Origin of the sequence: Cupriavidus sp. KB_39 (genome assembly GCF_052114485.1) — a bacterium.
Classification (GTDB): Bacteria; Pseudomonadota; Gammaproteobacteria; order Burkholderiales; family Burkholderiaceae; genus Cupriavidus.
Genome location: NZ_JBFREV010000023.1, coordinates 81,252 through 104,660 on the forward strand (window position 1 = coordinate 81,252; position 23,409 = coordinate 104,660).

Consider the following 23,409-nt stretch of genomic DNA (forward strand, 5'->3'; position numbering starts at 1 on the left):
TTCAAGGCCGCTCAACCGTCGGTCGACACTGTGACGTGTTCCCAGGCGCAGAGTTCGCTTGCTGCAGCAGACAGCTTGCTTCGCACGAGTTGGAGTGCGTCGCTACCAAGCAGAAGATGCGCGGGCGGCTGATCTGCATCGATCACGGCGAGCATCGCACGCGCTGCCTTTGCGGGATCTCCCAACTGCTTTCCGCTCTTCTCGATACGTGCCTCGCGAACCGGTTCGAAGATAGCGTCGTAGTCGGGGATTGAGCGTGGCGTGCGGGTCATCGATCGACCCGCCCAGTCGGTGCGAAACGAGCCCGGCGCGACAGCGGTAACCGCAATACCGAAGGGCTGCASTTCCTTGGCAAGCGCGTCCGAGATGCCTTCCAGAGCRAACTTGCTCCCACARTAGTAAGCAATACCGGGCATCGTGATGTAGCCGCCCATAGACGTAATGTTAAGAACATGACCGCGCCGGCGTTCACGCATGAAAGGCAGCACGGCCTTCACCATGGCGACTGCGCCGAACACGTTCACGTCGAACTGTCGGCGCATYTCGGACAAAGGCGACTCTTCCAGAATGCCCTCATGCCCGTAGCCCGCGTTGTTGACGAGGACATCGATGGGGCCGACGTTCGATTCGATCTCCGCAACGACGCCGTCGATGGCGTCGAATTCGGTCACGTCGAGTATGCGGGCGAAAGCCCTGTCGATGGATAGCGCTTCGAAGTCTTGCTTCGYTYGCGCGCTTCTCACCGTGCCGACCACGCGGTGGCCGGCCGCTAGCGCCTCTTGAGCGAGCGCACGACCAAAGCCGCTGCTGACGCCGGTAATGAGCAAGCGTTTGCTGGATGCCATTTGAGCTTCTCCGTTCGGTAGACTGGAGAGCGCATGTTATTCTGCAGAAGTCAGTGATATAAGCGCCAATCTCCTGTTTTTCTTGCCTAAAACTATGTATTCGAAGAGTGATACGGGTAATCATCCGTCTTCGTCAGACGGTGGGCAACGACGATTGGTCGATCTGCTCGGCGCATTGGCGCACAACGAGGGATACAACCTCACGGCGCTCCCCGGGGTCCGAATACTGCGCTCCGATCGCGCCTTGTCGCGTACTCCGGTTCTTTACGATCCGGGAATTGTCATCGTTTGCCAGGGCCGCAAGCGTGGTTACTTCGGTGACAAGCGCTATGTCTACGACGCGCAGCACTACCTCGCCGTCTCAGTTCCCGTTCCATTCGATATGGAGACGGACGCGACGCCGGCGCATCCCCTTCTCGCGATGTATTTGCACCTGGATTTTGCGGTCGCCGCCGAGTTGATGCTGCARATCGACCGGCAGTCGGTGGCCGAGCGCGCGCAGCCACCGCAGGCCATGATGTCAAGTCCAATGGATGCGGACATGCGCGCATCGGTATTGCGCTTCCTGGAGGCGATGAACCGACCGCTCGAGGCAGCCGTGTTGGGTCCCGGTCTGCTGCGAGAACTGTATTTCCGGGTACTCACCGGGGAGCAGGGAAGCGCCATGCGAGAGGCGCTTGCGATGAAAGGTCAGTATGGAAAGATTGGCCGGGCGCTGCGCCGCATTCACGCCGACTACGCGGAACCGCTCGACCTGTCGCAACTCGCACTGGAAGCCGGCATGAGTATTCCTACCTTCCACAGCCATTTCAAGGCGATCACGCAGACGTCACCCATGCAGTATCTAAAGTCGACGCGCCTGCATCAGGCTCGCCTGCTAATGGTGCGTCAAGATCTGACCGCAGAAGCGGCTGGCCGTGCCGTGGGCTACACAAGTCCATCACAATTCAGCAGAGAATTTAGAAGACTTTTTGGCTTGACCCCGGCGACGGAGGCGAAGCGAATGCGAGAAGGGTTTGCGGTCCCCCCGGTGTTCCATGACGCTGAGTACGTCTCCTCGCACTGATGGCGCTTGCTGTCCGGATAGACTTAGCATCTTTCGATTTCACGGCGGGGCCTGACCCCTTGCGAGCAACAATCACCTATGCCTTACGATCTGACCAACCGGCTGGTACTGGGGCTCGCGTCGAGTGCGCTGTTCGATCTCGACGAGTCCGACAAGATTTTCCGCGGCGACGGCGAGGAAGCCTACCGCGACTACCAACGCAAGCACCAGCACGTGCCGTTGCGCCCGGGCGTGGCATTTCCCTTCATTCGACGACTGCTATCGCTCAACGAACTGCGTCCGGGTGATCCGCTGGTGGAGGTGATCCTGCTCTCCAGGAATGATCCCGACACCGGCATGCGGGTGATGGAGTCGATCAAGGCTCATGGGCTGGATATCAGTCGTGCCCTGTTTCTGCAGGGCGGCGCGCCGCAGCGCTATATCGAAGCCCTGAACATCAGCCTGTTCCTTTCCGCAAATCAGACCGATGTCCGCCAGGCGATCCTGGCTGGGCATGCGGCCGGCCAGGTTCTGGCTGGCACCTTGCCCGCCGATACGGAGTCTGACGAGCTACGGCTGGCCTTCGACTTTGACGGGGTGATTGCCGACGATGCGGCCGAGGCCGTTTTCCACAACGGCCAGCTCGACGCATTCCTTCAGCACGAGCAGAAACACATCGACATCCCCCACAATCCGGGACCCCTGGCGCCGTTCCTGAAGAAACTGGCGGTGATCCAGGCGCTCGAGAGCGAGCGCGTGCAGCGGGACCCGCAGTACAAGCAGAAGTTGAGCGTGGCGATCGTCACCGCGCGCAACGCGCCGGCGCATGAACGCGTGGTCAACACCATGCGCCACTGGGGCATCTCGGTCAACGAGGCGTTCTTTCTGGGCGGGGTGGAGAAGCGGCTCGTCCTGGAAGTGCTCCAGCCGCACATTTTTTTCGACGACCAGCGCCTGCATCTGGAACCGGCCGCCGGGACCCTGCCATGCGTCCATATCCCGTTCGGGATCCGAAACGCCGAGCAGCTTTCCCCGGAGGCCGTGGATGGCGGGGCGATGCCAGCTTAATTCGCCTTACATGGCGGTGATGTTTTTCGCCTTGACGATGGCGCTCCAGCGGTCGTAGTCCTTGTTCAGGCGTGCCTGCATCTGCTTGCCGTCCTGGAACGAGGCGATGGCGCCGGCACTTACCAGCTTCTGCTGCAGTTCCTTGTCGCTGGTGACGATGTCGCGGGTCTCGCGGGCAATGCGGTCCACAATGGCCTGCGGCGTCTCCAGCGGCGCGATCAGGCCGCCCCAGGAGTCGAAGTCGAAGCCCGGGAAGCCCTGTTCGGACACCGTCTTCACGCCGGTCAGCAGCACCTTGGCATTGGGCGAACTCAGGGCGATCGCCTTGAGCTTGCCGGCGCGGATGTGGGGCAGGGCGGCCACTACGTCGGCGAACATGATGCCCACCTGTCCGCCCAGCAGGTCCGCAACGGCCGGCGCACTGCCGCGGTACGGCACGTGCTGCATGTCGAAGCCGCCCAGGTCCTTGAGCTGCTCCATGGCCAGGTGCCCGAAGCTGCCGGTGCCCGAGCTGGTGTAGTTCAGCGGCGTCTTGCTGGCCTTGGCGAAGCGGATCAGGTCCGGCAGGGTCTCCACGCCGGGCACCACGGCGGGATTGATGACGATGGCCATCGGCAGCACATAGACCGTGGCCACGGACAGGAAGTCCTTCTTCACGTCATAGGCGTTGTTCTTGTACATCAGCGGTGCCAGCAGGGCCGGCATGCCGAACATCGACAGGCTGTAGCCATCGGCCGGGCTCTTGATAAAGCTGGCCGTGCCGATGGAACCCGACGCACCCGGCTTGTTCTCGATGATGACCTGCTGCCCGAGCCGCTCCGACAGCTTCTGGGCCACGATCCGGGCGGCGGTGTCCGTGGGGCCGCCCGCCGGGAACGCGACGGTCATCTTGATGAACTTCTCCGGCCAGCCGGTCTTGGCGAGCACGGCGGGCATCATCGATGCCAGGGAGGCCGCGGCGCCGGCCTTGAGGATCTGGCGGCGGCTGAGTCGCAGCTTGGTCATGGGTTTTGTCTCCAGTTTTGAATCGAAATATCGGGATCAGATCACGCCTCGGGATCGCAGGCCCGCGATAGCGTTGTCGTCGAGTTGTAGCACTTCCTTGAAGATTTCCGTGGTGTGCTCGCCCATATGGGGCGGCGGGCGCCGCACGGGCAGGCGTTGGCCATCCATCGCATAGGGCGGGGCCAGCACGGCCTGCGCGCCGGCCTCGGTGTCGTGGAAATGGTGCAGCAGCCCCGCGTCGGCGGTGCGTTGGGACTGTAGCGCGTCGAGCATGCCCAGCACCTCGCCGCACGGAATCTGCGCGGCGGTCAGCCGTTGCAGCAATTCGGCCCGGGTGAAGCGCCGCAGGGTCTCGCGCAGTGCGGCCAGTAGGGTGTCGCGATGGGCCGAGCGCGTCGTGTTCGTCGCAAATCGCGGATCTTCCGCCCATTCGGGACGACCGATGACTTCGCGGCAGAATCGCTGGAACTGGCCGTTGTTACCCACGGTGATCACGAGCGGGCCGTCGGCGGCCTCGAAGACGCCGTAAGGAACGATGGACGGATGGGCGTTGCCGAACTTCGGCGGATCGCCGGCCTTGAGCAGCGCTTCCATGCCGTAGTACGACGTGATCATCAGCCCGCAGTCATAGAGGGCCATCTGCACATGGCGTCCGCGTCCGGTGGTGTGGCGCGCGAACAGCGCCGCCAGGATCGCCTGCCCGGCGTACATGCCGGTGAACATGTCCACGGCCGCGACGCCAAACTTCAGCGGACCTTGCCCGGCCTCRCCGTTGGTGGCCATTACGCCGGCTTCGCCCTGCACCACGAGGTCGTAGCCGGGACGCTCGGCCTCCGGCGTGAAGCGCGCGTAGCCGGAGATCGAGCAATAGACGAGGCCCGCATTGTCCGCGCTGAGCTGTTCGTAGCCAAGGCCCAGCTTTTCGGCGCCACCGACCTTGAAGTTCTGGATCACCACGTCGCTGCGCGCGGCCAGCTGGCGCGCCAGCTGCACGCCCTCTTCGCTCTGCAAGTCCAGGGTGACCGAGCGCTTGTTGCGGTTGGCGCTATTGAAATAGGAGGTATTGCGCGTGCCGATCCGCACGCCCCAGTCKCGGGTGTCGTCGCCGCGCGCGGGGTGCTCGACCTTGATGACATCGGCGCCGAGGTCTGCCAGCGCCATCGCACACATCGGCCCGGCCAGTACGCGCGAGAGGTCAAGGATGCGCACGCCTGCCAACGGCAACGGCGCGGCCTGATTCTGTAATTCCATTGTCTGTGTCTCCTGTCAGCGCATTGTCTATATGTTCCGTATGCTTGACAATTGCTACCAATCCGCAACGCATATGACTACGGAAAGTTGACAATGGACCTGAACGGGCTGTCCCTGCTCGTGGACATCATCGAGGCCGGCAATCTCAGCCGCGCCGCGGCGCAGCTCGGCATGAGCCGCGCCAACGTCAGCAAGCGCCTCAACCACTTCGAGCGGCAGATTGGCGCGGAATTGCTGCGACGCAGCACGCGGCARCTGGAACCGACGGAACTCGGCTGGCAGTTGTATGAGCATGCCCGGGCCATCCGCCACGAAGTRATGGCGGCGCAGGAGTCGGTCCAGAGTCTGGGGAAGCGGTTGAGCGGCACGGTCCGGCTCAGCGTGCCGAGCGGCTTCGGCCAGCACACCATGTCCGCGTGGTTCATCGCGTTCATGAACCTGTATCCGGCCATCACGCTGAACGTGGTGTTCGACAACGACATCGACGACCTGATCAAGGGCGCGGTGGACTTCTCCGTCCGCGTGATGGGCGACGCGCCCACCAACGCCGTGGCCTGCAGCCTGGGCGACGTCGAATATGTGGCCTGCGCGACGCCGGATCTGGTGCGCACCTACGGCATGCCGCAGACCCTCGAGCAATTCAAGGACCTGCCGCTGATCACCTCGGARCTGACGGGCCAGAAGCTGCACGCGGCGGGGAGGCCGGGCCCGGCAAGCCGGCAGCTCGACATTCGGCCCAGGCTGATGTCGGCGAACTTCTTCTTCCTGCGCGATGCCATCCTCCAGGGGCTGGGGGTGGGACTGGTGCCGCACTACATGGTGGATCAGGACCTCGCCACGGGGGCGCTGCTGCGCCTGCCGCTGCCGCCGGAGGATTTATCTTTCCTCCGGACCACCATGTACCTGCTCTACATGCCGGCGCGCTACCAGACGCGCGCCGTGGCCACGCTGATCGCGTTCCTGCAGGAACGCGCGGCAGGGCGCGGCGCCTAGATCACACCGTGTTCGTAGGCGTAGCGGATCAGGTCGGTGTTCTTCTTGACCCCGAGCTTGTCCATGGCCGTGGATTTCTGCGATGAGACGGTGCTGATCGACCGCCCGACCCGGGTGGCGATCTCCTGTAACTGCAAGCCCTGGACGTAGAGGCGCACCACTTCCGTCTCGCGCAGGGTCAGGTCGTGGACTGCCTTCTTCATGGCGCCGGAGGCGTTCAGCAGCGTGCGGATGGTCGAGGAATAGAAGCACTCGTCCGTGGTGGTCACGTGCACGCAGGCCTGGACCACCTCGTCGAGTTCATCCTGCTTGCTGACGAACGCGCGCACGCCGAGGTGCATGGCACGGGCCACGATGCCCGGGTTCATCTGGCCGCTGATCACCACGATGCGGGCGTCGGGATGGCGCGCGATGAGCTGCCGCAGCAGGTTGAAGCCGTCGACACTGCGGTCTGCCTGCCCCATGGCGAAGTCTGTCACGATGATGTCGAGTTCGGCATCGGCCAGCGCATGGATCAACGCGCCGCCGTTTGCGCATGCGCAGATCACCTCGAACCCAGGCGTGGCGGCGAGGCAGTCATGCAATGCCTTGAGGATGAGAGGGTGGTCGTCTGCGACGGCGATGCGATTGGCCATCAAGGTCATAACGTTGTCTCCGAACAGGTCATGCTGGCGTGGTCAAGGCCCCGCCGGCGCGTGGCGGCCGGCGGGTGAGGGGGAGAGCTATCGGGGACGATTGGCGCGCAGGCTGGCCTGCTGCGCCGCGAGGGCCGTGCGCAATGCCTGGTACTCGGGCAGGAGGCGGACCATCTGCATGACGAACTGTTCGCAGCGCTGCGAGGGCACCGGGGAGGCCGCCGTGCACAGCACCGCGGCCGGATGCGCCAGCGCCGGATGGACGGCCAGCCAGCGCGGCGTGGCCGCATAGCCGCGCAGGCGCAGCAGCATCAGCAGTTCCACCGGCACGGCCTGTTCGATGGGCTGGTCGAAGTCCGCGAGTGCCGTGGGCGAATGGCCGTGGCTTTGCGCGAGATGGCGGTCGGCCAGTTGTAGCGCCAGTTCCACGAACGCGGTTTCGTTGTCGCGCCAGTGCAAGGCCATATCGGCAAGCGGCGATTCCGTGGGGCGGAACGCGGCCCCGGGCACCTCGACATCGAGCGCCTGCCCGGCCACCCGGATGATCATGCCGGTGACGCCGCTCAGCGTGGGCTGGTAGAGATTGTCGAGTTCGGAGTGCTCGCCAAACCATTCCCGYAGCGCGAACGCCGCCAGATCGCGCCAGTCGAGCGCAAGCAGCATCGCCACCTGGAGCGCCAGATCGGACAGATCGGTCTTGTTATAGTGGGTGCCGTACCAGTGCTTGCGGTGCACGACCATGGCGTGCGAGCCGGCCAGGCTTTCGAGCACGCCGGACCGCAGGCTGGCCGTATTCGGCGCGGGCGCACCGCGCGCGGTGGCATTGATGGCCTGCCATTGGCGAACCCGGCCCAGTCGGTACATCGCCCGCGCCACGCGCGATAGCGATACGGTGGCCGGTGCTTCGAAGAACTCGGCCATGGTCTTGCAGTACCGATTCCTGAGCAGGGCAGCCTCCATCTCGGCGGGATGGGTGCCGAGGTGGCTCGGATGGTCTGTCTCAACCTCCAGCGGAATATTTGTTTGCATATGCGATCTGTGTGAACACCGTTGGCCTACGTTAGCCGCTTAGCCGTGATGTCACCATCGCTGTTTCCTGAAAATGCAATCTCTCTGCTGTCAGGCCACCCCCTTCGYCGACATCGATTTGAATAATCTGCGAGTCGCTGGACCTACCAGTGATAGGAGAAGCCCACYGCGCCGCCATGCGTGCTGCCGTGGGTGCCGAGTTCGCCGTCGTAGCGAATGGACAATCGGCTACGCGGCGTGGGACTGACGCTCATGCCCAGCCGCAGTTGAGCGGCATTGCGGTTCTGGCCGCTGCCGTGCACCGTGAAGTCGGTGGCGGGGGCGCCGGCGTAGCGCGCGTTGATAGCCAGCGTGTTCGTGCCGAAGGTGTGGACCCAGGCCGCCGCGGCGTCGATACGCCACGCGCCGCCCGGTCCGTCGAACAGATGGCGCCACTCGGTGCCGAGCAGCGACCGGACCGAATGCGTCGTGCGCGAAGGCAGCACAAGGTTGACGCTGTCCGCCCCGGATTCCACCGTGCCGGACAACTTCACAGACTGCAACTCCGCGCCGGCAAACGGTGACAGCACGCCGGGCAGGGCCAGCGGCAGGTCCACGCCGGTGCGCAGGGCGGTGAAGAACTGATTGCCGTGCGCGCCGCCCGTGGCCGTACGGGGCACCTCGGTGAACGTGATGTCGCGACGCATATCGTCGATATTGCGCGCGTAGCCCAGTGCCTGCCGGAACCAGAAACGGCCTGCYGTGTAGCGGCCATAGAGCACGGCCTGRTAGCTGTCGAACTGGCCGTGCACCGGCAGGCCGTGGGTGAAGGTATTGCCGTGGAGGTAGCCGAATGCCATCCCGCCGGTGAACGCCGGCGTCCATTGATAGTCGACCCCGGCCATGACGCCCGCCAGGTTGATGTCCTGCGACAGCCACGTGTCATACCCGCCGATGCGGCCGGTGTTGCCCAGCACTGTGGCCCATGCGCAGAAGCGCCCCGCCGGTGCCGCGCCGGTGCAGGTGTTGTCCGCAAGCCGGGTGTCGATGGCGTTCATGCCCGCCCGCGCCGCCGCGTAGTGGGCGTTCGGCAGCGCGGCGTAGGCTTCCGCGCTCAACTGGTCGATCGCCGCGTAGGCTCCTGCACCTTCCTGATTGAACAGTTCGAGCGCCACCGACAGGAAGTCCCGGCTCGGCGCGTTGTTGGTGCCTGCGGCGAAGGCGTCGCGGTCCAGGGCAGTTTCCACGGCGATCTCGTTCGGTGTACCGCCGGCCAGGGCGAAGCCGCGTGCGACCACGAGGTAGGCATTCCCGGCATCGTAGGCCAGGGACGGCGTGGCGAACGGATTGAGCGTGGTCACGCCCGCGAACGTGCCGGTCAGCCCGCCCGAGGCCGACAGGATGCGGTACGTATCGGCAGGACGCAGCGACAGCGCGCGCAGACGGGCCTGCACCATGCCGCCGGCCAGCGCGGCGGGGCCGGTGACGTCGATCAGGTCGTTGCTGGTGGGCGAGACATCCACCTGATACRCGGCGCCGGCCGCGTGGCTGTAGCTGCCCACGACAGACAGCGTGCCGACCGACAGCGGCGCCCTCGGCGTAGTCGGCAAGACGGTGTTCCCGGGCGCGACGATGCCCTGCACGCTGACGGCGCCCTGTACCGTGCCCGTGCCGGCCAGCGCCGCGCCGGGCGACACCGCCACGGCCGGGCTGGCGAGCGTGCCGTTCACGCGCAGGGTGCCGGTCTCGACCGTGGCCGATGTCCCGATCTCCGCGGTGCCGTCGAGCAACCAGTCCGTGCCGCGCATATAAAAATTGGGGAAGTTATAGGCGCGGCCGGGCAGGCTGCCGCTGCCCTGCAGAATCAGGGCGTTGCCGGCGCCGTTGCCACCGTCGAGGTCGCCCGATAAGGCGCTGCCGGTATCGAGCGTCAACGTGCTATTTGCCCCGGTGAACTGCACGGCGACGCCGCTGCCGCTCAGCGTGCCCGCGTTGACGATGGCGACGTTGGCGCCCGCCACGATGGCCGGCCCCTGGCTGCCGGCRATCGTCGCCCCCGGCTGGTTGACCACGCTGGCGGGACCATCCGCGCCACCGATCCGGATGGCCGGGACGCCCGCGCCGCTGGCCGTGATCGTGCCGGCATTGACGATCTGGCTCCCGCCGTTGAGGGTGATGGCGCTGGTTGTCGGCGACTGGAGCGCTCCGCCCGGCGCCACTTCTATATAGAGGCCGGTGACGCCGGGCTGGGCGGTCAGGCTGCCGGTGAGCTGCCCGGCCACCACGAAGCCGCCGCCGCCGACCTGCCACGCCTGCTCGTCGAGGTTCGCGCCCGTCAGTGTCCAGATGCTGGCGCCCTGCTTCTGGAGGATGCCGAAGTTCCGGTACTGCGCGGCGGGGCCGAGCGCGGAGAGGTCGAAGCTGCCAGCGTCGGCGCCGCCGAGCACCAGCATGTTGCCGGCGCTGCCCGCCGCGCCACCGTCCACGACGCCGGTGATCCGCGAGGTGCCGGTGATCTCGAGCCGGTCGTCCGCCGGGCCGAAGGCGATGGCCACGCCGCTGCGCCCGTTGATCGTGCCGCTGTTGACGATGGAGGCCGGCGCGCTGGGGCCCGAGTGCAGGTCGATGGCTGCGCCCTCGTCCGACGCAATCAAGCCGGCGTTGTCGAGGGTGAGGGCAGGCGTGGCCAGGATGCCGTGCGCATGCCCGACGATGCGGCCCGTCGCCAGATTGACCACGGTGCCGCTCTCGGCGAAATGGATGGCGGCCTGCGTGCTGGAGTAGTCGAACACRTCGCCGGCGATGTCGCCGGCATTGATCACGATGCTGCCGGACTGCCCGAGGTAGATGCCGTCGAGCTTGCCGGCGATCACCGCGCCGGCGTGGTTCACCACGGTGCCGCCRGCGAACATCGCCACCGCGGTGGTGCCGGGGCTCGCCAGCACGCCGAAGTTGGTCAAGGTGCCCAGGGGGAGGTGCACCGCGTTGTAGCCGCCATAGACGGTGCCGTTGTTGGTCAGTGCCCAGCCGGAGCTGCCCGATGCGTCGATGGCAACGGCGCCGTTCCCACGCGTGTCGATGATCGCGCCGGGTACCACGACGAACGGGTTGTCGGCGCGGCTCAGTTTGTAGCCCACCTCCGAACTCGTCAGGTCAGTCGCATGAAGGGGCYGGAAGGCGGTGGCGAACAACAGGAGTACAGCGATGCGAACTCGGGACGGAACGGGCATCGGCAATTTCCCATGGATCGGAAACTGAATCCAATATGTTTGATAATGGGTGATTATTGGATTATCAGAGGATTATCGGGTGGATTTGAAGGGCAGTGTATGTGATGCGAAGGGGTTGGGAAAGTGGATTAATGTCAGGGCGGGGGATTTATTTTCCTGCGGAGTCTGATATTTATTTTCCCGATCGACATAACGCAATCTCGCGATTGTCATTTATTATCCATGTGCCGGTCGACCATGCAAGAAATACAGAGCCAGCAGGCTTGACAGCGAAAGGGGCTGCTCACTCCCAGCGCAATGCCGGATTACCCGGGGAGCGCTCCCAACATATATGTAACAGCGCTGGAATTCTGGGTGGCTCGCCCTAGGGTATTAGGATGGGCACTGCCCTTCTCATTTTGCATCCTTAGCCACAGGGGATTACGAATGGCCATCCAGTCACTCGCATCTCATAGCACGGCGCAATTACGAAGAATGATTGGCCACTTGCAGACGGAACTGGACGCCCTGGAGCGTCTGTCTTCACTGGATACCGAGGTGCAGGCGCGCCTTGGCTACGCYTGCACGCGGCTGCGGGAGGGGCTCGAAGCGGTGGAGGACGCACAGCGCTCGCTGCGATCGCTGCAGGAAGTGCGGCCTTCGGCACTGCGCAATGCCCGTCCGTCGCGCAAGGCCTGACGGACGGGTGGACGGGCATATGGCGACGAATCAGGCCATCGCCGGCATCCCCGCCAGGAGTTTGTCCAGCGTGATCGGGTAGTCACGCACCCGCACGCCGGTGGCGTGGTAGATGGCATTGGCCACCGCCGCGCCCACCCCGCAAATGCCGAGTTCTCCCACGCCCTTCGCTTTCATCGGCGAGGAAATGGGATCCACCTCGTCCAGGAAAATCACGTCCTGGTGGGGAATATCGGCGTGCACGGGCACCTCGTAGCCGGCGAGGTCGTGATTGACGAAAAAGCCCACGCGCTTGTCGATGGCAAGTTCCTCCATCAAGGCGGCGCCCACGCCCATCGTCATGGCGCCGATCACCTGGCTGCGTGCCGACTTCGGATTCAGGATCCGCCCCGCCGCGCAGACGGCCAGCATGCGGCGCACGCGGATCTCGGCGGTTGCCATGTCCACGCCCACCTCGACGAAATGCGCGCCGAAGGTCGATTGCTGGTACTTCTTGTCGAGATCGCCGAATTCCAGGGTGTCCTCGGCGGTCACGCCGTCCCCCGCCGCCTGTGCCAGCGGCACGCTGCGGCCCCCGGCGCGAATCTGGCCACCCTCGAACACCGCGTCCGTGCCGCTCAGGCCGGCACGCTCGGCCAGCAGTTGGCGCAGCTTCACGCAGGCGGCATAGACGCCTGACGTCGAACTGTTGGCGCCCCACTGCCCGCCGGACCCCGCCGACACCGGGAACGACGAATCGCCCAGCCGCACCACCACCTGTTCGATCGGCACGCCCAGCATCTCGGCCGCCGTCTGGGCGATGACCGTATAGCTGCCCGTGCCGATATCGGTCATATCGGTCTCCACGATGACCCGGCCGCCCTTGTCCACCCCCACGCGCGCGCCGGACTTCATGACGAGGTTGTTCCGGAAGGCCGACGCCACGCCCATGCCGACCAGCCATTGCCCCGCCTTGGTCGCACCGGGTTTGGGATTGCGCGCCTGCCAGCCGAAGCGCTCGGCGCCCAGCCGCAGGCATTGGACGAACTGCCGCTGCGAGAACGGCCGCGCCGGCTTCTCCGGATCGACCTGCGTGTCGTTGAGGATGCGGAACTGCACGGGGTCGATGCCGGCCTTCTCGGCGATCTCGTCGATGGCGATCTCCAGCGCCATCATGCCCGGCGCCTCGCCCGGCGCGCGCATGGCGTTGCCTTCGGGCAGGTCCAGCGTGGCCAGTCGCAGCGCGGTCATCCGGTTGGCGCCGGCGTAGAGCAGGCGCGTCTGCTGCACGGCGGTCTCGGGCCCGCCGCCSGGCAGGTCGCCCGACCAGCTTTCATGGGCGATGGCCGTGATCTTGCCGTCCCGCGTGGTGCCGATGCGGATGCGCTGGATCGTCGCCGGCCGGTGCGTGGTGTTGTTGAACATCAGGGGCCGCGTCAGCGCCACCTTCACGGGCCGCTTGGCCGCGCGCGCGCCCAGCGCCGCGAGCAGCGCCTCGGCCCGCACGAACAGCTTGCCGCCGAAGCCRCCGCCGATATAGGGCGAGATCACGCGCACGTTCTCCTTGGGGATGCCGAGCGTGGCCGCCAGGTCTTCGCGGCCCCAGGCGATCATCTGGTTGGCYGTCCACAACGTGAGCTTGTCGCCGTTCCAGGCGGCGATGGAGGCGTGCGGCTCCATCATCGCGTGCGACTGGTCGGGCGTGGTGTAGGTGGCGTCCAGCTGCACCGGCGCCGCCGCAAAGCTGCCGGCGAAGTCGCCGACGGCCGTCTCCGGCTTGCCCGAAAAGTCATCGCCCTTCGGCGCGACGGCCGTATCGCGCGCGGCGGCCAGGTCGAACGCGCCTTTCTCGGCGGTATAGCGCACGCGGATCATCTGCGCCGCCGCGCGGGCCTGCTCGAAGGTCTCCGCTACCACCAGCGCCACGGCCTGGTGATAGTGCTGGATCTCCGGGCCGCCGAGCAGCTTCGCGGTATTGCGCTGGCCCTTGCCGAGCTTGCCGGCATTCGCGGCTGTGACGATGGCCAGCACGCCGGGCGCGCGGCGCGCGGTGGCGGTGTCCATCGACACGATGCGGCCGCGTCCGATGCCGGCGCCCAGCACATAGCCGTAGGCCTGGTTGCGCGCCACGTCGTGCCGCTCGTAGGCGTAGGGCGCCGTGCCGGTGGCCTTGTGGGGACCGTCGATACGGTCCGTGGGTTTGCCGACCACGCGAAGCTGGTCGATCGGATTGGTGGTGGCGGGGGTGTCGAATTTCATCGTCCGTCTCCTCCGGTCAGGTGCGGGCCTGCGCCAGCACGGCGGCGAGGGTGCGCTGGAACAGCGGCACCTTGAAGGCGTTGTCGTGGGTGGGCCGGGCGTCCGCGAACAGGCGCTGGGTCACGGCCTGGGCGCCGCGCGGCAACTCGGTCTCGGCGGCTTCCAGGCGCCACGGCCGGTGCGCCACGCCGCCCACGGCCACGCGGCCGGTGCCGTCGCGCTGCACGATGGCGGCCACGGACACCAGCGCGAAYGCGTACGAGGCCCGGTCGCGCACCTTCCGGTACAACTGCGCGCCGCCGATGGGCGGGGGCAGCGTCACGGCGGTGATCAGCTCGCCCGGCTCCAGCGCGGTCTCGATATGCGGCGTGTTGCCCGGCAGCTTGTGGAAATCGAGGATCGGGATGACGCGCACGGCGCCCTTCGGGTTGACAGTCTCCACCGAGGCGTCGAGCACGCGCATCGCCACGGCCATGTCGCTCGGATGCGTGGCGATGCACGCRTTGCTGGCGCCGATGACCGCATGCTGCCGCGTCACGCCGCCGATGGCCGCGCAGCCGCTGCCCGGCACGCGCTTGTTGCAGGGCTGGTCGGTATCGTAGAAATAGGGGCAGCGCGTGCGTTGCAGCAGGTTGCCCGCCGTGGTGGCGCGGTTGCGCAGCTGCCCGGAGGCGCCGGCCAGCAGCGCGCGCGCCAGCACGCCGTAGTCGCGCCGCACGCGCGGGTCGGCGGCGAGGTCGGTGTTGCGGACCAGCGCGCCGATGCGCAGCCCGCCCTGGGAGGTGGCCTCGATCTTGTCCAGCGCCAGGCCGTTCACGTCGATCAGGTGCAGCGGGGTCTCGATGCCGAGTTTCATCAGATCGAGCAGATTGGTGCCGCCCGCGATGAAGCGGCTGCCCGGGATGCGCGTGGCGGACGCGGCGGCCTGCGCCGGCGACTGGGCGCGTTCGTAGGTAAAGGGGATCATGCTTTTCTCCCGGCGACGTCGCCRATGGCGTCGAGGATGTTGGAATAGGCGCCGCAGCGGCAGATGTTGCCGCTCATCCGCTCGCGGATCTCCTCGGCGCTCAGGGGCGGGCGCGCGTTGAGGTCCGCGCTGACGTGGCTCGGGATGCCGGCCTGGATCTCGTCGAGCACGGCCACGGCGGAACAGATCTGGCCGGGCGTGCAGTAGCCGCACTGGTAGCCGTCATGCTTCACGAAGGCCACCTGCATCGGATGCATGCGCTCGGGCGTGCCCAGACCCTCGATCGTCGTGATCTTGGCCTCGTGGTGCATCACGGCGAGCGTCAGGCAGGAGTTCAGCCGGCGCCCATCGACGATGACCGTGCACGCGCCGCACTGGCCGTGGTCGCAGCCTTTCTTGGTGCCGGTCAGGTGCAGGTGTTCGCGCAGGGCGTCCAGCAGCGTGGTGCGGGTGTCGAGGTCGAGGTCGCGCCGCTGGCCGTTGACGATCAGCGACACCTTGTGGGAGATGGGCGGGCGCGTGGTGGCGGGGGASGGCGCGGCGGCGGGCTGGCCGGTGGCGGCGCCCGGCACGGCGGCGGCGGTCACCGTGACCGCGCTCGCCTTGAGCAGTTCGCGCCGCGATAGCTTGAGAGGCTGATGGTCGCGGAAGTCTTCCATGGGGTGGGGTCCTTGTTATCGTCCGTGGGCGGGGACGCCAGAAATTGCAATGTGGCGACGGTTGCGCGCAGTTATTACACGGCGCGGGCCGGCCGAGCGGGGCGGCTGCCAGTGCGGGCAGAGCGGCGCACAAAACATGCCCGAGCCCGCCCGCGCCCGCCTGCGCCCTCGCCCGGCCTGCCCGCCGGCATTCGACGTTTCACGTCGCCATGAAGCATCGGCGGCACGGCGTGACGCACACTGCATCCATTCGCCACGGAGCCGCCCCCATGTACGTTGCCGATCCGATTGCCGCCGTCACCGATCCCGACCCCTATCCGTACTACCGGCACCTGGCCGCCACGCGGCCGTTCTACCACGATGCCGCGCTGGGCCTGTGGGTGGCCGCCAGCGCCGACGCGGCCGCCGAGGTCCTCGCCCATCCCGACTGCCGGGTCCGCCCGGTGGCCCAGCCGGTGCCGCCCGCGCTGGCCGGCACCCCGGCGGGCGCCCTGTTCGGCCGGCTGGTGCGCATGACCGACGGCGCGCCCCATGCGGCGCTCAAGGCCGTGGTCATGCGGGCGATGGCCGGCATCGACCTTCCGGATGCCCGCACCCGCGCCCGCGCGCTGGCCGCCCACCTGCCGCGCGCGGAGGCGGACGACGCCCACGAGGCCAATCGCTGGATGTTCACGCTGCCCGTGCTCTGCGTGGCGGACCTGCTCGGGCTGCCGCTGGAGCGGGACGAAGCCGGCCATGTGTCCACGCGGGTGGCGGGCTTCGTGGCGACGTTCGCCGCGGCCATGTCACCGCTCGCCCGGCCTGCCGATGTGGAGGCGGGCGCCGTGGCCGCGCAATGGCTGACGCGCTGGGCGGGGGAGCATGCCGCCCCCGGCGGCTTGCTCGCGGCGATGTCGCAGGCCGCTATCGACACCGCTATCGACGCCGATATCGACCCCGCCACGCTGCTGGCCAACGCCATCGGCCTGATGATCCAGGCGTGCGAGGCCACGGCCGGGCTGGTTGGGAATACGCTGGTGCGGCTGGGGCGGTTGGGCGAAGCATCGGGCGATCTGGACGAACTTGTCGCGGACGTCGCCTGTACCGATCCGCCGGTGCAGAACACGCGCCGCTTCCTGGCGGCGGACGCCACGCTCTGCGGCGAATCCCTGAAGGCTGGCGATGCCGTGCTGGTGCTGCTGGCCGCCGCATCGCACGACCCGGCGGGGGCGCGCCCCGACCGCCCCTGGACCTTCGGCACCGGCCGCCACGGCTGCCCCGGCGACGCGCTGGCGCGTCTTCTAGCAGCAACCACCGTCGACAGCCTGCTCCAGCGCGATGTCGACCCGCGCCGCCTGCTGGCCGGCTTGCGCTATCGTCCGTCCGTGAACGCCCGCATTCCGCTGTTCACACCATCCCACTAATAAATAGAGGAGCCCCCATGATTGCCGTGATYTTCGAAGTCGAACCCGCGCCGGGCCGCCAGGACGCCTATCTCGACATCGCCGCCCACCTGAAGCCGACGCTTGAGGCCATCGATGGCTTTATCTCGGTGGAGCGCTTCCAGAGCCTGACCACGCCGGGCAAGCTGCTGTCCCTCTCGTTCTTCCGCGACGAAGCGGCGGTCATGGCATGGCGCAACACGCTAGACCACCGCCAGGCGCAGGCGGCCGGGCGCGGCGGCGTGTTCGCCAACTACCGGCTGCGCGTGGCCCAGGTGCTGCGCGACTACGGCCTGAACGAGCGCGACGAGGCGCCGGCGGACAGCCGGGCGGTCCACGCCGAGGTGCCCACCGGCATGCCCGCCCCCCGCTGAAGGAGTTTGTCGATGTTCCACGTAGGTCCTGAATTCGCGTTTATCGGCCTGACCTTCCTGCTGGCCGGCTTCGTCAAGGGCGTGGTGGGCCTTGGCCTGCCGACCGTGGCGGTGGGCCTGCTCGGGCTGGTCATGCCGCCCGTGCAGGCCGCCGCGCTGCTGGTGGCGCCGTCCATGGTGACCAACGTCGTGCAGCTGTTCAGCGGCCCGCGCTTCGGTCAACTGCTGCTGCGGCTGTGGCCGATGCTGGTCACCATCTGCGCCGGCACGTGGCTTTGCGCCGCGCTGGTGCCGGCCAGGATGATGGACCACGCCACCAACGCGCTCGGCGTGGCGCTGATCGTCTATGCCGTGATGGGCCTCGCCGCCGTGCGGCTGGTCGTGCCGCCCCGGGCGGAACGCTGGATGGCGCCGCTGGCCGGGCTGGTTACGGGGGCGATCACCGCCGTGACCGGGGTCTTCGTCATTCCCGCCGTGCCTTACCTGCAGGGGCTCGGCCTCGACAAGGARAGCATGGTGCAGGCGCTGGGGCTGTCGTTCACGGTCTCGACCATCGCGCTGGCGGTGAGCCTGGCGCTGGGCGGCGCGCTGCTCCATACGCCGGTGCTCGGGGCCTCGCTGCTGGCGCTGGTGCCCGCGCTGGGCGGGATGTTCCTCGGCCAGTGGCTGCGGCACCGGATCAGCGCGGAGCGCTTCCGGCGCCTGTTCTTCTGCGGATTGCTGTTGCTGGGGGCGGATCTGGCCCTGCGCGGCATCGTCTGACCGGACATGGCATGAAAACCTGACACAATCGCCCCCGATACTGGTGCAGGATCGCAGCGTGGCATCCGCCACGGCACCAGACGACGAAAGGGCGATGCGGCATGACACGGCGCAGGGGTACTACCCAACTGTGGGCAACGCTGGGCAAGCAGGCGGCGCGTAGCGCCCGGCGCCTGCAACGCACGGTGACCAATTCCGTGCTGAAGACGGCCAAGCAACAAAGCAGTGCGGTCAGCGAGGCCGTGGGCCGCGCCGTGGGCAAGGCTGCGCACAGGGCGCTGACCGGCGTGGTCACGCCGGCGCCGTCGCCGGTCAGCAAGGGCGGCGGGGTCTGGGAGGAGGGGGTCTGGGGCTTCACCCTTGGCCTGGGCGCGCTGGGCCAGCGGCGCTACCGGATCTTCGTGCCGCCAGGCGTGAGCGCCGCGCGACCCGCGCCGCTGCTGGTGCTGCTGCACGGCTGCGGGCAGGACGCCGCCAGCTTTGCCGCCTGCGCGCGCGTGACCACCGTGGCGCGCGATGCGCGCTGGGTGGTGCTGATGCCCGAGCAGTCGGTGCAGGCGAACTCGCAGCGCTGCTGGAACTGGTTCCGGCCGGACGCCCGGGGCGCATCCGAGGCGGCGCTGCTGATGTCGATGATCGACCATGTCTGCCGGCGCTACGCCATCATCGGCGAACGGGTCTGCACGCTGGGGCTGTCTGCGGGCGGGGCGATGGCGATGATGCTCGGCCTGCGCTATCCGGATCGTTTTGCCGCCGTGGGTTCGCACTCGGGCGCGGTGCCCTACAGCGCCGTCAACGCGGCCCAGGCCCCGCGAGCCATGCGCGGCGAGCGCGTACCGGACGCCGTGGCGGCCCGGCTGGCGCTGGCGGGCCGGCGACCGCCCCCGCTGCTGCTGTTGCATGGCGATGACGACACCGTGGTCACCTACGACAACGCCACGTCGGCCGCTGCACTGTGGCTGGAGCTGCTGCCGCCCGGCGCGCCCGCCCCCAAGGCCATGCCGCCCCGGCGCGTGCGGCGCGGCACCCGGCGTGCGGTGGATGTCTTCGACTGGCAGGCCGGCGTGCGGCCCTTTATGCGGCTGGTCAAGGTGGAGGGGCTGCGCCACGCCTGGAGCGGTGGCGCGCCGGGGCAGGCCTTCGCCGACCCGACCGGCCCGGATGCGCTGAAGATCGCCCTGCGCTTTTTCTCCGTGAACGGGCGCGGGCTGGCTTGATGGGGTGACTTACCCCGGGGTTTAGTTCGTGCCGACCGGCTCGAAGGCCACGTCGCTGGTCGGACACGCCACGCACGGCAGGATCAGGCCCTCGTCCTTTTCATCCGCACTGAGTCCCGGCCATTCGATCCGATAGCGCACGCTCCCCGCGTGAAGCTGGCTGATGCAGGCCCGGCAGGTGCCGTTGCGGCAGGAGCTGGGCAGGGCGACGCCTTCGAGCAAGGCCGCCTCCAACAGGCTCAGCGCGGCCGGCGCGGCGTAGTGCGTCTCGCCGGGCAGCACGCGGGCGGTGAATTCGGCGCTGTCGTGGGTGGTGATGTCGTCCGGATCAGGCATCGGCTTCCGGAAACTGGGCGCGGCCATGGGTGGCGTCGCGCAGGGTGGCGATGGCGGAATCGCGCAGCGTGGCCGGCAGGCGGATCACCAGCCGGGCCAGCGCGCCGTACTGGGTGTCGGCCAGCATGCAGCCCTCGCCAGCCATCGATTCGATCCAGCGGCGCACGCGCGGTTCGTCGGCATAGTCCACCTCGACATCCAGCGTGGCGTAGGCGATGCGCTCGACGCGCTCGGCGTCYTTGAGCGCGGCGGCGATCGCATCGGTATAGGCGCGCACGAGTCCACCCGCGCCGAGCTTGACCCCGCCGTAGTAGCGGATCACCGCCGCCAGCACGCCATCGAGATCATGGTGGCGCAGCACTTCGAGGATCGGCCGGCCCGCCGTGCCAGACGGCTCGCCGTCATCGGACATGCCCGACTGTCCACCCGCCAGCAGCGCCCAACACACATGCGTGGCCCCCGGGTGCTGCGCGCGCAGGTCCTGGAGCACTGCCATGGCGGCCTCGCGGTCCGGCACGGGCGTGGCCAGGCCGATAAAGCGGCTCTTGCGGATCTCGAGGTCCGAGTGGACGGGGGTGGCAAGCGTGTAGGTGGGCAAGGCGGCGAAAATCGGCCGAAACCGGCGGGGTGACTGGGCAGGAGGGGAGTGTAGCGCAGCCGGGGCGCTGCGCCGTCCGGGTCTGACCGCGCCGGGGCGCCGCGCCTGCTACCCTTGCGCCTGTCACCCGCGAAAACAGGAGCGCCCATGAACCGCCCGTCCCCCGACCTCGCCGCGCGCCGCATGGCGCCTGCCACCGAGCGCAACCGGGAGCCGATCCTTGCCGTGCTGCGCAAGGTGCTGCCGGCCAGCGGCACGGTGCTCGAGATTGCCAGCGGCACCGGCCAGCACGCCGCGCACTTTGCCGCCGCGCTGCCGGGCATCACCTGGCAGCCGAGCGACCCCGATGCCACCTGGCGCGAGTCGATCGCGGCCTGGGCGGCCCACGCCGGGGCGACGAACGTGCTGCCGCCGCTGGCCCTCGACGTGCGCGCGGAACCCTGGGGCATCGACGCCGTGGCCGCCATCGTCTGTATCAATATGGTCCACATCTCGCCGTGGGCGGCCGCCSAGGCGCTGTTCGCCGGCGCCGGCAAGCGGCTCGGGCCGGGCGGCGTGCTCTATCTCTACGGCCCYTACAAGCGCGACGGCGCYCACACGGCGCCCAGCAACGAAGCCTTCGACGCGCAGCTGCGTGCCGCCGATGCCGAATGGGGCGTGCGCGACATGGAAGCGGTGATCGCCCTCGGGGCTGCCCAAGGCATGACCTGCGACGCGCCCATCCCGATGCCGGCGAACAACTTCAGCCTGGTCTTCCGCAAGCCGGCGGCAGGCTAGCCGCGCACGAGCATGATCACCGCCGTGACGATCAGGCAGACGGCGAACGCGGCGCGCAGGCGGCGCTCCGGCATCCGGTGCGCCAGCGCCACGCCCCAGGAGATCGTCAGCATGCCGCCGAGCGAGAGCGGGATGCCGCTGGTCCAGTCGACATGCCCGGCCTGGGCATAGGTCATCAGCGCGACCACGGCGCCCGGCGTGACCAGCGCCAGCGCCAGCCCCTGCGCGGCGGCCTGCCGCATGCCGAACAGGCCGACCAGCGCCGGCGCGGCCACCACGCCGCCGCCCACGCTGAAGAAGCCCGAGAAGAGCCCACCCACCACGCCCACAGCCGGAATCCAGCGCGATGACAGCCGCGCCTGCTGCTGGGTCACGGCCCGGCCGGGCATCAGGCGCCACAAAAAATACAGGGCAAGGCCGATCATGAAGATCGCGAAGATCCGGCGCAGTAGCTGGGCGTCCATGGCGGTGGCCAGCCGGGCGGAGAAGTAGGTGGCCAGCACGGCCGAGAGGCCGAGCACGATGGCGGTGCGCAGTTCGATATCGGCCCGCTTGCGGTACTGCCAGAAGCCGATGACCACGTTGGGCGCGATCATCACCAGCGAGGTGCCCTGGGCGAGCTGCTGGTCCATCCCGTAGAGCAGGCCGAGGGCCGGAATGGCGATCAGCCCGCCGCCGATGCCGAACAAGCCTCCGACCCCGCCGAGCAGCCCTCCAAGTCCGAAGATGAGCAGGGCAGACAGCAACGAATGGTCAGGCATGGTGAATCCGGGGGCATCAGGGGGGCGAAGAGCGTCGATGATACGCGGACATTGGGGGATACATGGCCGCCGCCCGGGGGCTACCCTTTAGCGRTCCGCTAACTACCCCTTCGCCGGCGCAGTCAGCGCCAGCGTATTGGCGCGCACTTCCACCCTGACCGGATCGGTCTGCTTCCATTGCCGCCGGGGCACCACCAGCTTCCAGCCGGCTGCCTCGTCCGGGTTGCGGAACAGGGCGACGATGCCGACGAACTCGGCATCGGCATGCAWCGGCTCGGCCAGGCTGACCCGCTCGTCCGGGCGCAGGACGACATCGCGCTGCGCCAGCAGGTCGGGCTTCAGCGCTGCCAGGTCGTTGGTCTGGAKCTGGGCGTAGCTYAGTTCGCGGAAGGCGTCGGGCGTCTTCARCTGGTAGACCCGGACCACCGTCGACAACGATTTCCCGGCGTCGGTGGCGTTCAGCGACGACCGGCTGGCGAGGTCGAGATTCATCGTCTTGACCTGCGTGGTGAAGGCCCACTTCGCGGCGTCCACGGTGTTGTCTTTCACGGCCTGGCCGATGCCGCAKCCGGCAAGGCTGGTGGCGAGGGTGGCGAACAGGCACATCGCCCCGGTGCRGAACGGCTGTCTCATCGWKTTTGTCCTCATGATTGGGGGTGGCTCGGGGTGTTGGGACGATTTGGGCGGGCGGCGGGCTGGACGATGCCGTTCCAGATGCCCAGTTGCACCCGGGTCACGGCTTCCTCGGGCGCGGGCAGCTGGGTGGAGTAGCCCAGCCGCACCGCCCCGTCGTTCAGCGCCGGCGCCGGCATCAGCGACGTGCGCACGTGCATTTCGATACAGGCATGCGCGGTGTGCCCAAGGTAGAAGCGCAACAGGGCCATCACCTCCCGGTGCTGGGCGTGGCCGGGCATCAGGCCCTGCACGAGGTCCGCCGTGCGGGGCGTGATGACCACCCGCACGGCATTCGCGCGATCGAAAAAACCGCGCCCGAGCACGCAGTTCTGCCCGAGCGGCCGGCGTTCGTCGGCGCCGGCCGGCAGGCGGGTCCAGACCGGATGGAACTCATCCACGCGCACGCCGGCGTCGGGCACCGCGTGTTGCAGCACGCCGGCCAGGCCCTCGGCCGTGCGGGTGCGCTGGCTGGCCAGCCCCAGCATCGACAGCAGCTTCTGGGTGGGCACGGTGTCGCTGACGGCGGACCCGCCAAGACCGAGCCCGAGCAGGCTCAGCAGGTAGCGGGATACCTCGTCGCCGCCGTCGCGCCGGAAGCCCAGCGGGTAGCGGTACTTGCGCGCCACACGATAGAACTGCGTGACGATGCGGTGGTGGAACAGGTCGAGGAAGGCCGCCAGCGGCTCCGCGCCATCGCGCCGCTGGGCCACTTCGTCGACGAAATACGATGGCATACGGGCATCGACGCCATACAACCCCAGGAAGTTGGTGCGCACTACGGGCGGGGCGCCGGGGTGGTCCGGGTCACGCTCCACGGCGTCGATCTCGCGCCCCGGAAAGCCGAGCCGGCCGTTCGAGCGGAAGCG

The 23,409-nt window shown here is 67.9% G+C and carries 23 protein-coding genes; 9 read left to right on the top strand and 14 right to left on the bottom strand.

What is annotated here, in order from left to right; all coding sequences use genetic code 11:
* Positions 1-11 precede the first annotated feature (11 nt).
* Positions 12-845, bottom strand: a complete 834-nt coding sequence (locus tag AB4Z27_RS18090; protein WP_441644955.1) for an oxidoreductase — start codon at positions 843-845, stop codon at positions 12-14.
* Between the two features lie 94 nt (positions 846-939).
* On the opposite strand from AB4Z27_RS18090, the gene AB4Z27_RS18095 reads away from it, so the two are divergent.
* Both AB4Z27_RS18095 and AB4Z27_RS18100 read left to right on the top strand, forming a co-directional pair.
* Positions 940-1,911, top strand: coding sequence for an AraC family transcriptional regulator N-terminal domain-containing protein (locus AB4Z27_RS18095; protein ID WP_441644956.1), 972 nt, complete (start codon positions 940-942; stop codon positions 1,909-1,911).
* A gap of 78 nt (positions 1,912-1,989) precedes the next feature.
* A complete protein-coding gene (locus AB4Z27_RS18100; RefSeq protein ID WP_092293555.1) occupies positions 1,990-2,958 on the top strand; it encodes a 5'-nucleotidase in 969 nt (322 codons plus the stop codon).
* A gap of 6 nt (positions 2,959-2,964) precedes the next feature.
* Here the strand turns inward: AB4Z27_RS18100 and AB4Z27_RS18105 are convergent, their stop codons facing one another.
* Positions 2,965-3,963: a Bug family tripartite tricarboxylate transporter substrate binding protein gene (locus AB4Z27_RS18105; protein WP_092293553.1), complete on the bottom strand. Its 999-nt coding sequence runs from the start codon at positions 3,961-3,963 to the stop codon at positions 2,965-2,967.
* Between the two features lie 36 nt (positions 3,964-3,999).
* A complete protein-coding gene (locus AB4Z27_RS18110) occupies positions 4,000-5,214 on the bottom strand; it encodes a CaiB/BaiF CoA transferase family protein (RefSeq protein ID WP_441591343.1) in 1,215 nt (404 codons plus the stop codon).
* A 93-nt stretch (positions 5,215-5,307) separates the two neighbouring features.
* Here AB4Z27_RS18110 and AB4Z27_RS18115 point away from each other — a divergent pair, with 93 nt between their 5' ends.
* Positions 5,308-6,207: a LysR family transcriptional regulator gene (locus tag AB4Z27_RS18115; RefSeq protein ID WP_092293549.1), complete on the top strand. Its 900-nt coding sequence runs from the start codon at positions 5,308-5,310 to the stop codon at positions 6,205-6,207.
* Here AB4Z27_RS18115 and AB4Z27_RS18120 read toward each other — a convergent pair.
* From AB4Z27_RS18120 to AB4Z27_RS18130, 3 genes are all read right to left on the bottom strand, one after another.
* Positions 6,204-6,851 (bottom strand): response regulator transcription factor, encoded by a 648-nt coding sequence (locus AB4Z27_RS18120; RefSeq protein WP_092293547.1) that lies wholly within the window; start codon positions 6,849-6,851, stop codon positions 6,204-6,206. The two genes, AB4Z27_RS18115 and AB4Z27_RS18120, sit on opposite strands and share 4 nt — an antisense overlap.
* A gap of 78 nt (positions 6,852-6,929) precedes the next feature.
* Positions 6,930-7,871, bottom strand: a complete 942-nt coding sequence (locus AB4Z27_RS18125) for a hypothetical protein (RefSeq protein ID WP_143093876.1) — start codon at positions 7,869-7,871, stop codon at positions 6,930-6,932.
* A 143-nt stretch (positions 7,872-8,014) separates the two neighbouring features.
* Positions 8,015-10,987 (bottom strand): autotransporter outer membrane beta-barrel domain-containing protein, encoded by a 2,973-nt coding sequence (locus AB4Z27_RS18130; RefSeq protein ID WP_441644957.1) that lies wholly within the window; start codon positions 10,985-10,987, stop codon positions 8,015-8,017.
* Positions 10,988-11,554: 567 nt separating this feature from the next.
* On the opposite strand from AB4Z27_RS18130, the gene AB4Z27_RS18135 reads away from it, so the two are divergent.
* Entirely contained in the window at positions 11,555-11,758 is a 204-nt protein-coding gene (locus AB4Z27_RS18135; RefSeq protein ID WP_255370771.1) for a hypothetical protein, read from the top strand.
* Between the two features lie 30 nt (positions 11,759-11,788).
* Here the strand turns inward: AB4Z27_RS18135 and paoC are convergent, their stop codons facing one another.
* The 3 genes from paoC to paoA are packed head-to-tail and all read right to left on the bottom strand — an operon-like array spanning position 11,789 to position 15,622.
* A complete protein-coding gene (gene paoC / locus AB4Z27_RS18140; protein WP_441644958.1) occupies positions 11,789-13,996 on the bottom strand; it encodes an aldehyde oxidoreductase molybdenum-binding subunit PaoC in 2,208 nt (735 codons plus the stop codon).
* A gap of 16 nt (positions 13,997-14,012) precedes the next feature.
* Positions 14,013-14,963, bottom strand: coding sequence for an FAD binding domain-containing protein (locus tag AB4Z27_RS18145; RefSeq protein WP_092293539.1), 951 nt, complete (start codon positions 14,961-14,963; stop codon positions 14,013-14,015).
* On the bottom strand, positions 14,960-15,622 hold the full coding sequence (paoA, locus tag AB4Z27_RS18150) for an aldehyde dehydrogenase iron-sulfur subunit PaoA (RefSeq protein WP_092293538.1): 663 nt from the start codon (positions 15,620-15,622) through the stop codon (positions 14,960-14,962). Before paoA ends, AB4Z27_RS18145 begins: the two co-directional genes overlap by 4 nt.
* A 269-nt stretch (positions 15,623-15,891) precedes the next feature.
* Here paoA and AB4Z27_RS18155 point away from each other — a divergent pair, with 269 nt between their 5' ends.
* From AB4Z27_RS18155 to AB4Z27_RS18170, 4 genes are all read left to right on the top strand, one after another.
* Positions 15,892-17,025, top strand: a complete 1,134-nt coding sequence (locus AB4Z27_RS18155; RefSeq protein WP_441591347.1) for a cytochrome P450 — start codon at positions 15,892-15,894, stop codon at positions 17,023-17,025.
* Positions 17,026-17,042: 17 nt separating this feature from the next.
* Positions 17,043-17,417, top strand: a complete 375-nt coding sequence (locus tag AB4Z27_RS18160; RefSeq protein WP_092293536.1) for an antibiotic biosynthesis monooxygenase family protein — start codon at positions 17,043-17,045, stop codon at positions 17,415-17,417.
* 12 nt (positions 17,418-17,429) lie between these two features.
* Positions 17,430-18,179, top strand: a complete 750-nt coding sequence (locus AB4Z27_RS18165; RefSeq protein ID WP_369823406.1) for a sulfite exporter TauE/SafE family protein — start codon at positions 17,430-17,432, stop codon at positions 18,177-18,179.
* Between the two features lie 101 nt (positions 18,180-18,280).
* Positions 18,281-19,396: an extracellular catalytic domain type 1 short-chain-length polyhydroxyalkanoate depolymerase gene (locus AB4Z27_RS18170; protein WP_092293533.1), complete on the top strand. Its 1,116-nt coding sequence runs from the start codon at positions 18,281-18,283 to the stop codon at positions 19,394-19,396.
* A gap of 21 nt (positions 19,397-19,417) precedes the next feature.
* On the opposite strand, the gene AB4Z27_RS18175 is transcribed toward AB4Z27_RS18170, so the two are convergent.
* Positions 19,418-19,732, bottom strand: a complete 315-nt coding sequence (locus AB4Z27_RS18175) for a 2Fe-2S iron-sulfur cluster-binding protein (protein ID WP_092293531.1) — start codon at positions 19,730-19,732, stop codon at positions 19,418-19,420.
* Positions 19,725-20,330, bottom strand: a complete 606-nt coding sequence (locus AB4Z27_RS18180; protein ID WP_092293529.1) for an IMPACT family protein — start codon at positions 20,328-20,330, stop codon at positions 19,725-19,727. Before AB4Z27_RS18180 ends, AB4Z27_RS18175 begins: the two co-directional genes overlap by 8 nt.
* Positions 20,331-20,477: 147 nt before the next feature.
* Between AB4Z27_RS18180 and AB4Z27_RS18185 the strand changes: the two genes are divergently transcribed.
* The gene (locus tag AB4Z27_RS18185; RefSeq protein WP_441644959.1) at positions 20,478-21,107 is read left to right on the top strand and encodes a DUF938 domain-containing protein; all 630 of its coding nucleotides are present in this window, start codon (positions 20,478-20,480) and stop codon (positions 21,105-21,107) included.
* On the opposite strand, the gene AB4Z27_RS18190 is transcribed toward AB4Z27_RS18185, so the two are convergent.
* From AB4Z27_RS18190 to tssG, 3 genes are all read right to left on the bottom strand, one after another.
* Positions 21,104-21,868 carry a sulfite exporter TauE/SafE family protein gene (locus AB4Z27_RS18190; RefSeq protein WP_441591349.1) on the bottom strand — a complete coding sequence of 255 codons (765 nt, stop codon included), beginning with the start codon at positions 21,866-21,868 and terminating at the stop codon, positions 21,104-21,106. The genes AB4Z27_RS18185 and AB4Z27_RS18190 overlap by 4 nt on opposite strands.
* A gap of 102 nt (positions 21,869-21,970) precedes the next feature.
* A complete protein-coding gene (tssJ, locus tag AB4Z27_RS18195; protein ID WP_441644960.1) occupies positions 21,971-22,501 on the bottom strand; it encodes a type VI secretion system lipoprotein TssJ in 531 nt (176 codons plus the stop codon).
* An 11-nt stretch (positions 22,502-22,512) separates the two neighbouring features.
* Positions 22,513-23,409, bottom strand: an 897-nt coding sequence (gene tssG / locus AB4Z27_RS18200; RefSeq protein ID WP_441644961.1) for a type VI secretion system baseplate subunit TssG, incomplete at its 5' end; no start/stop codon positions are given.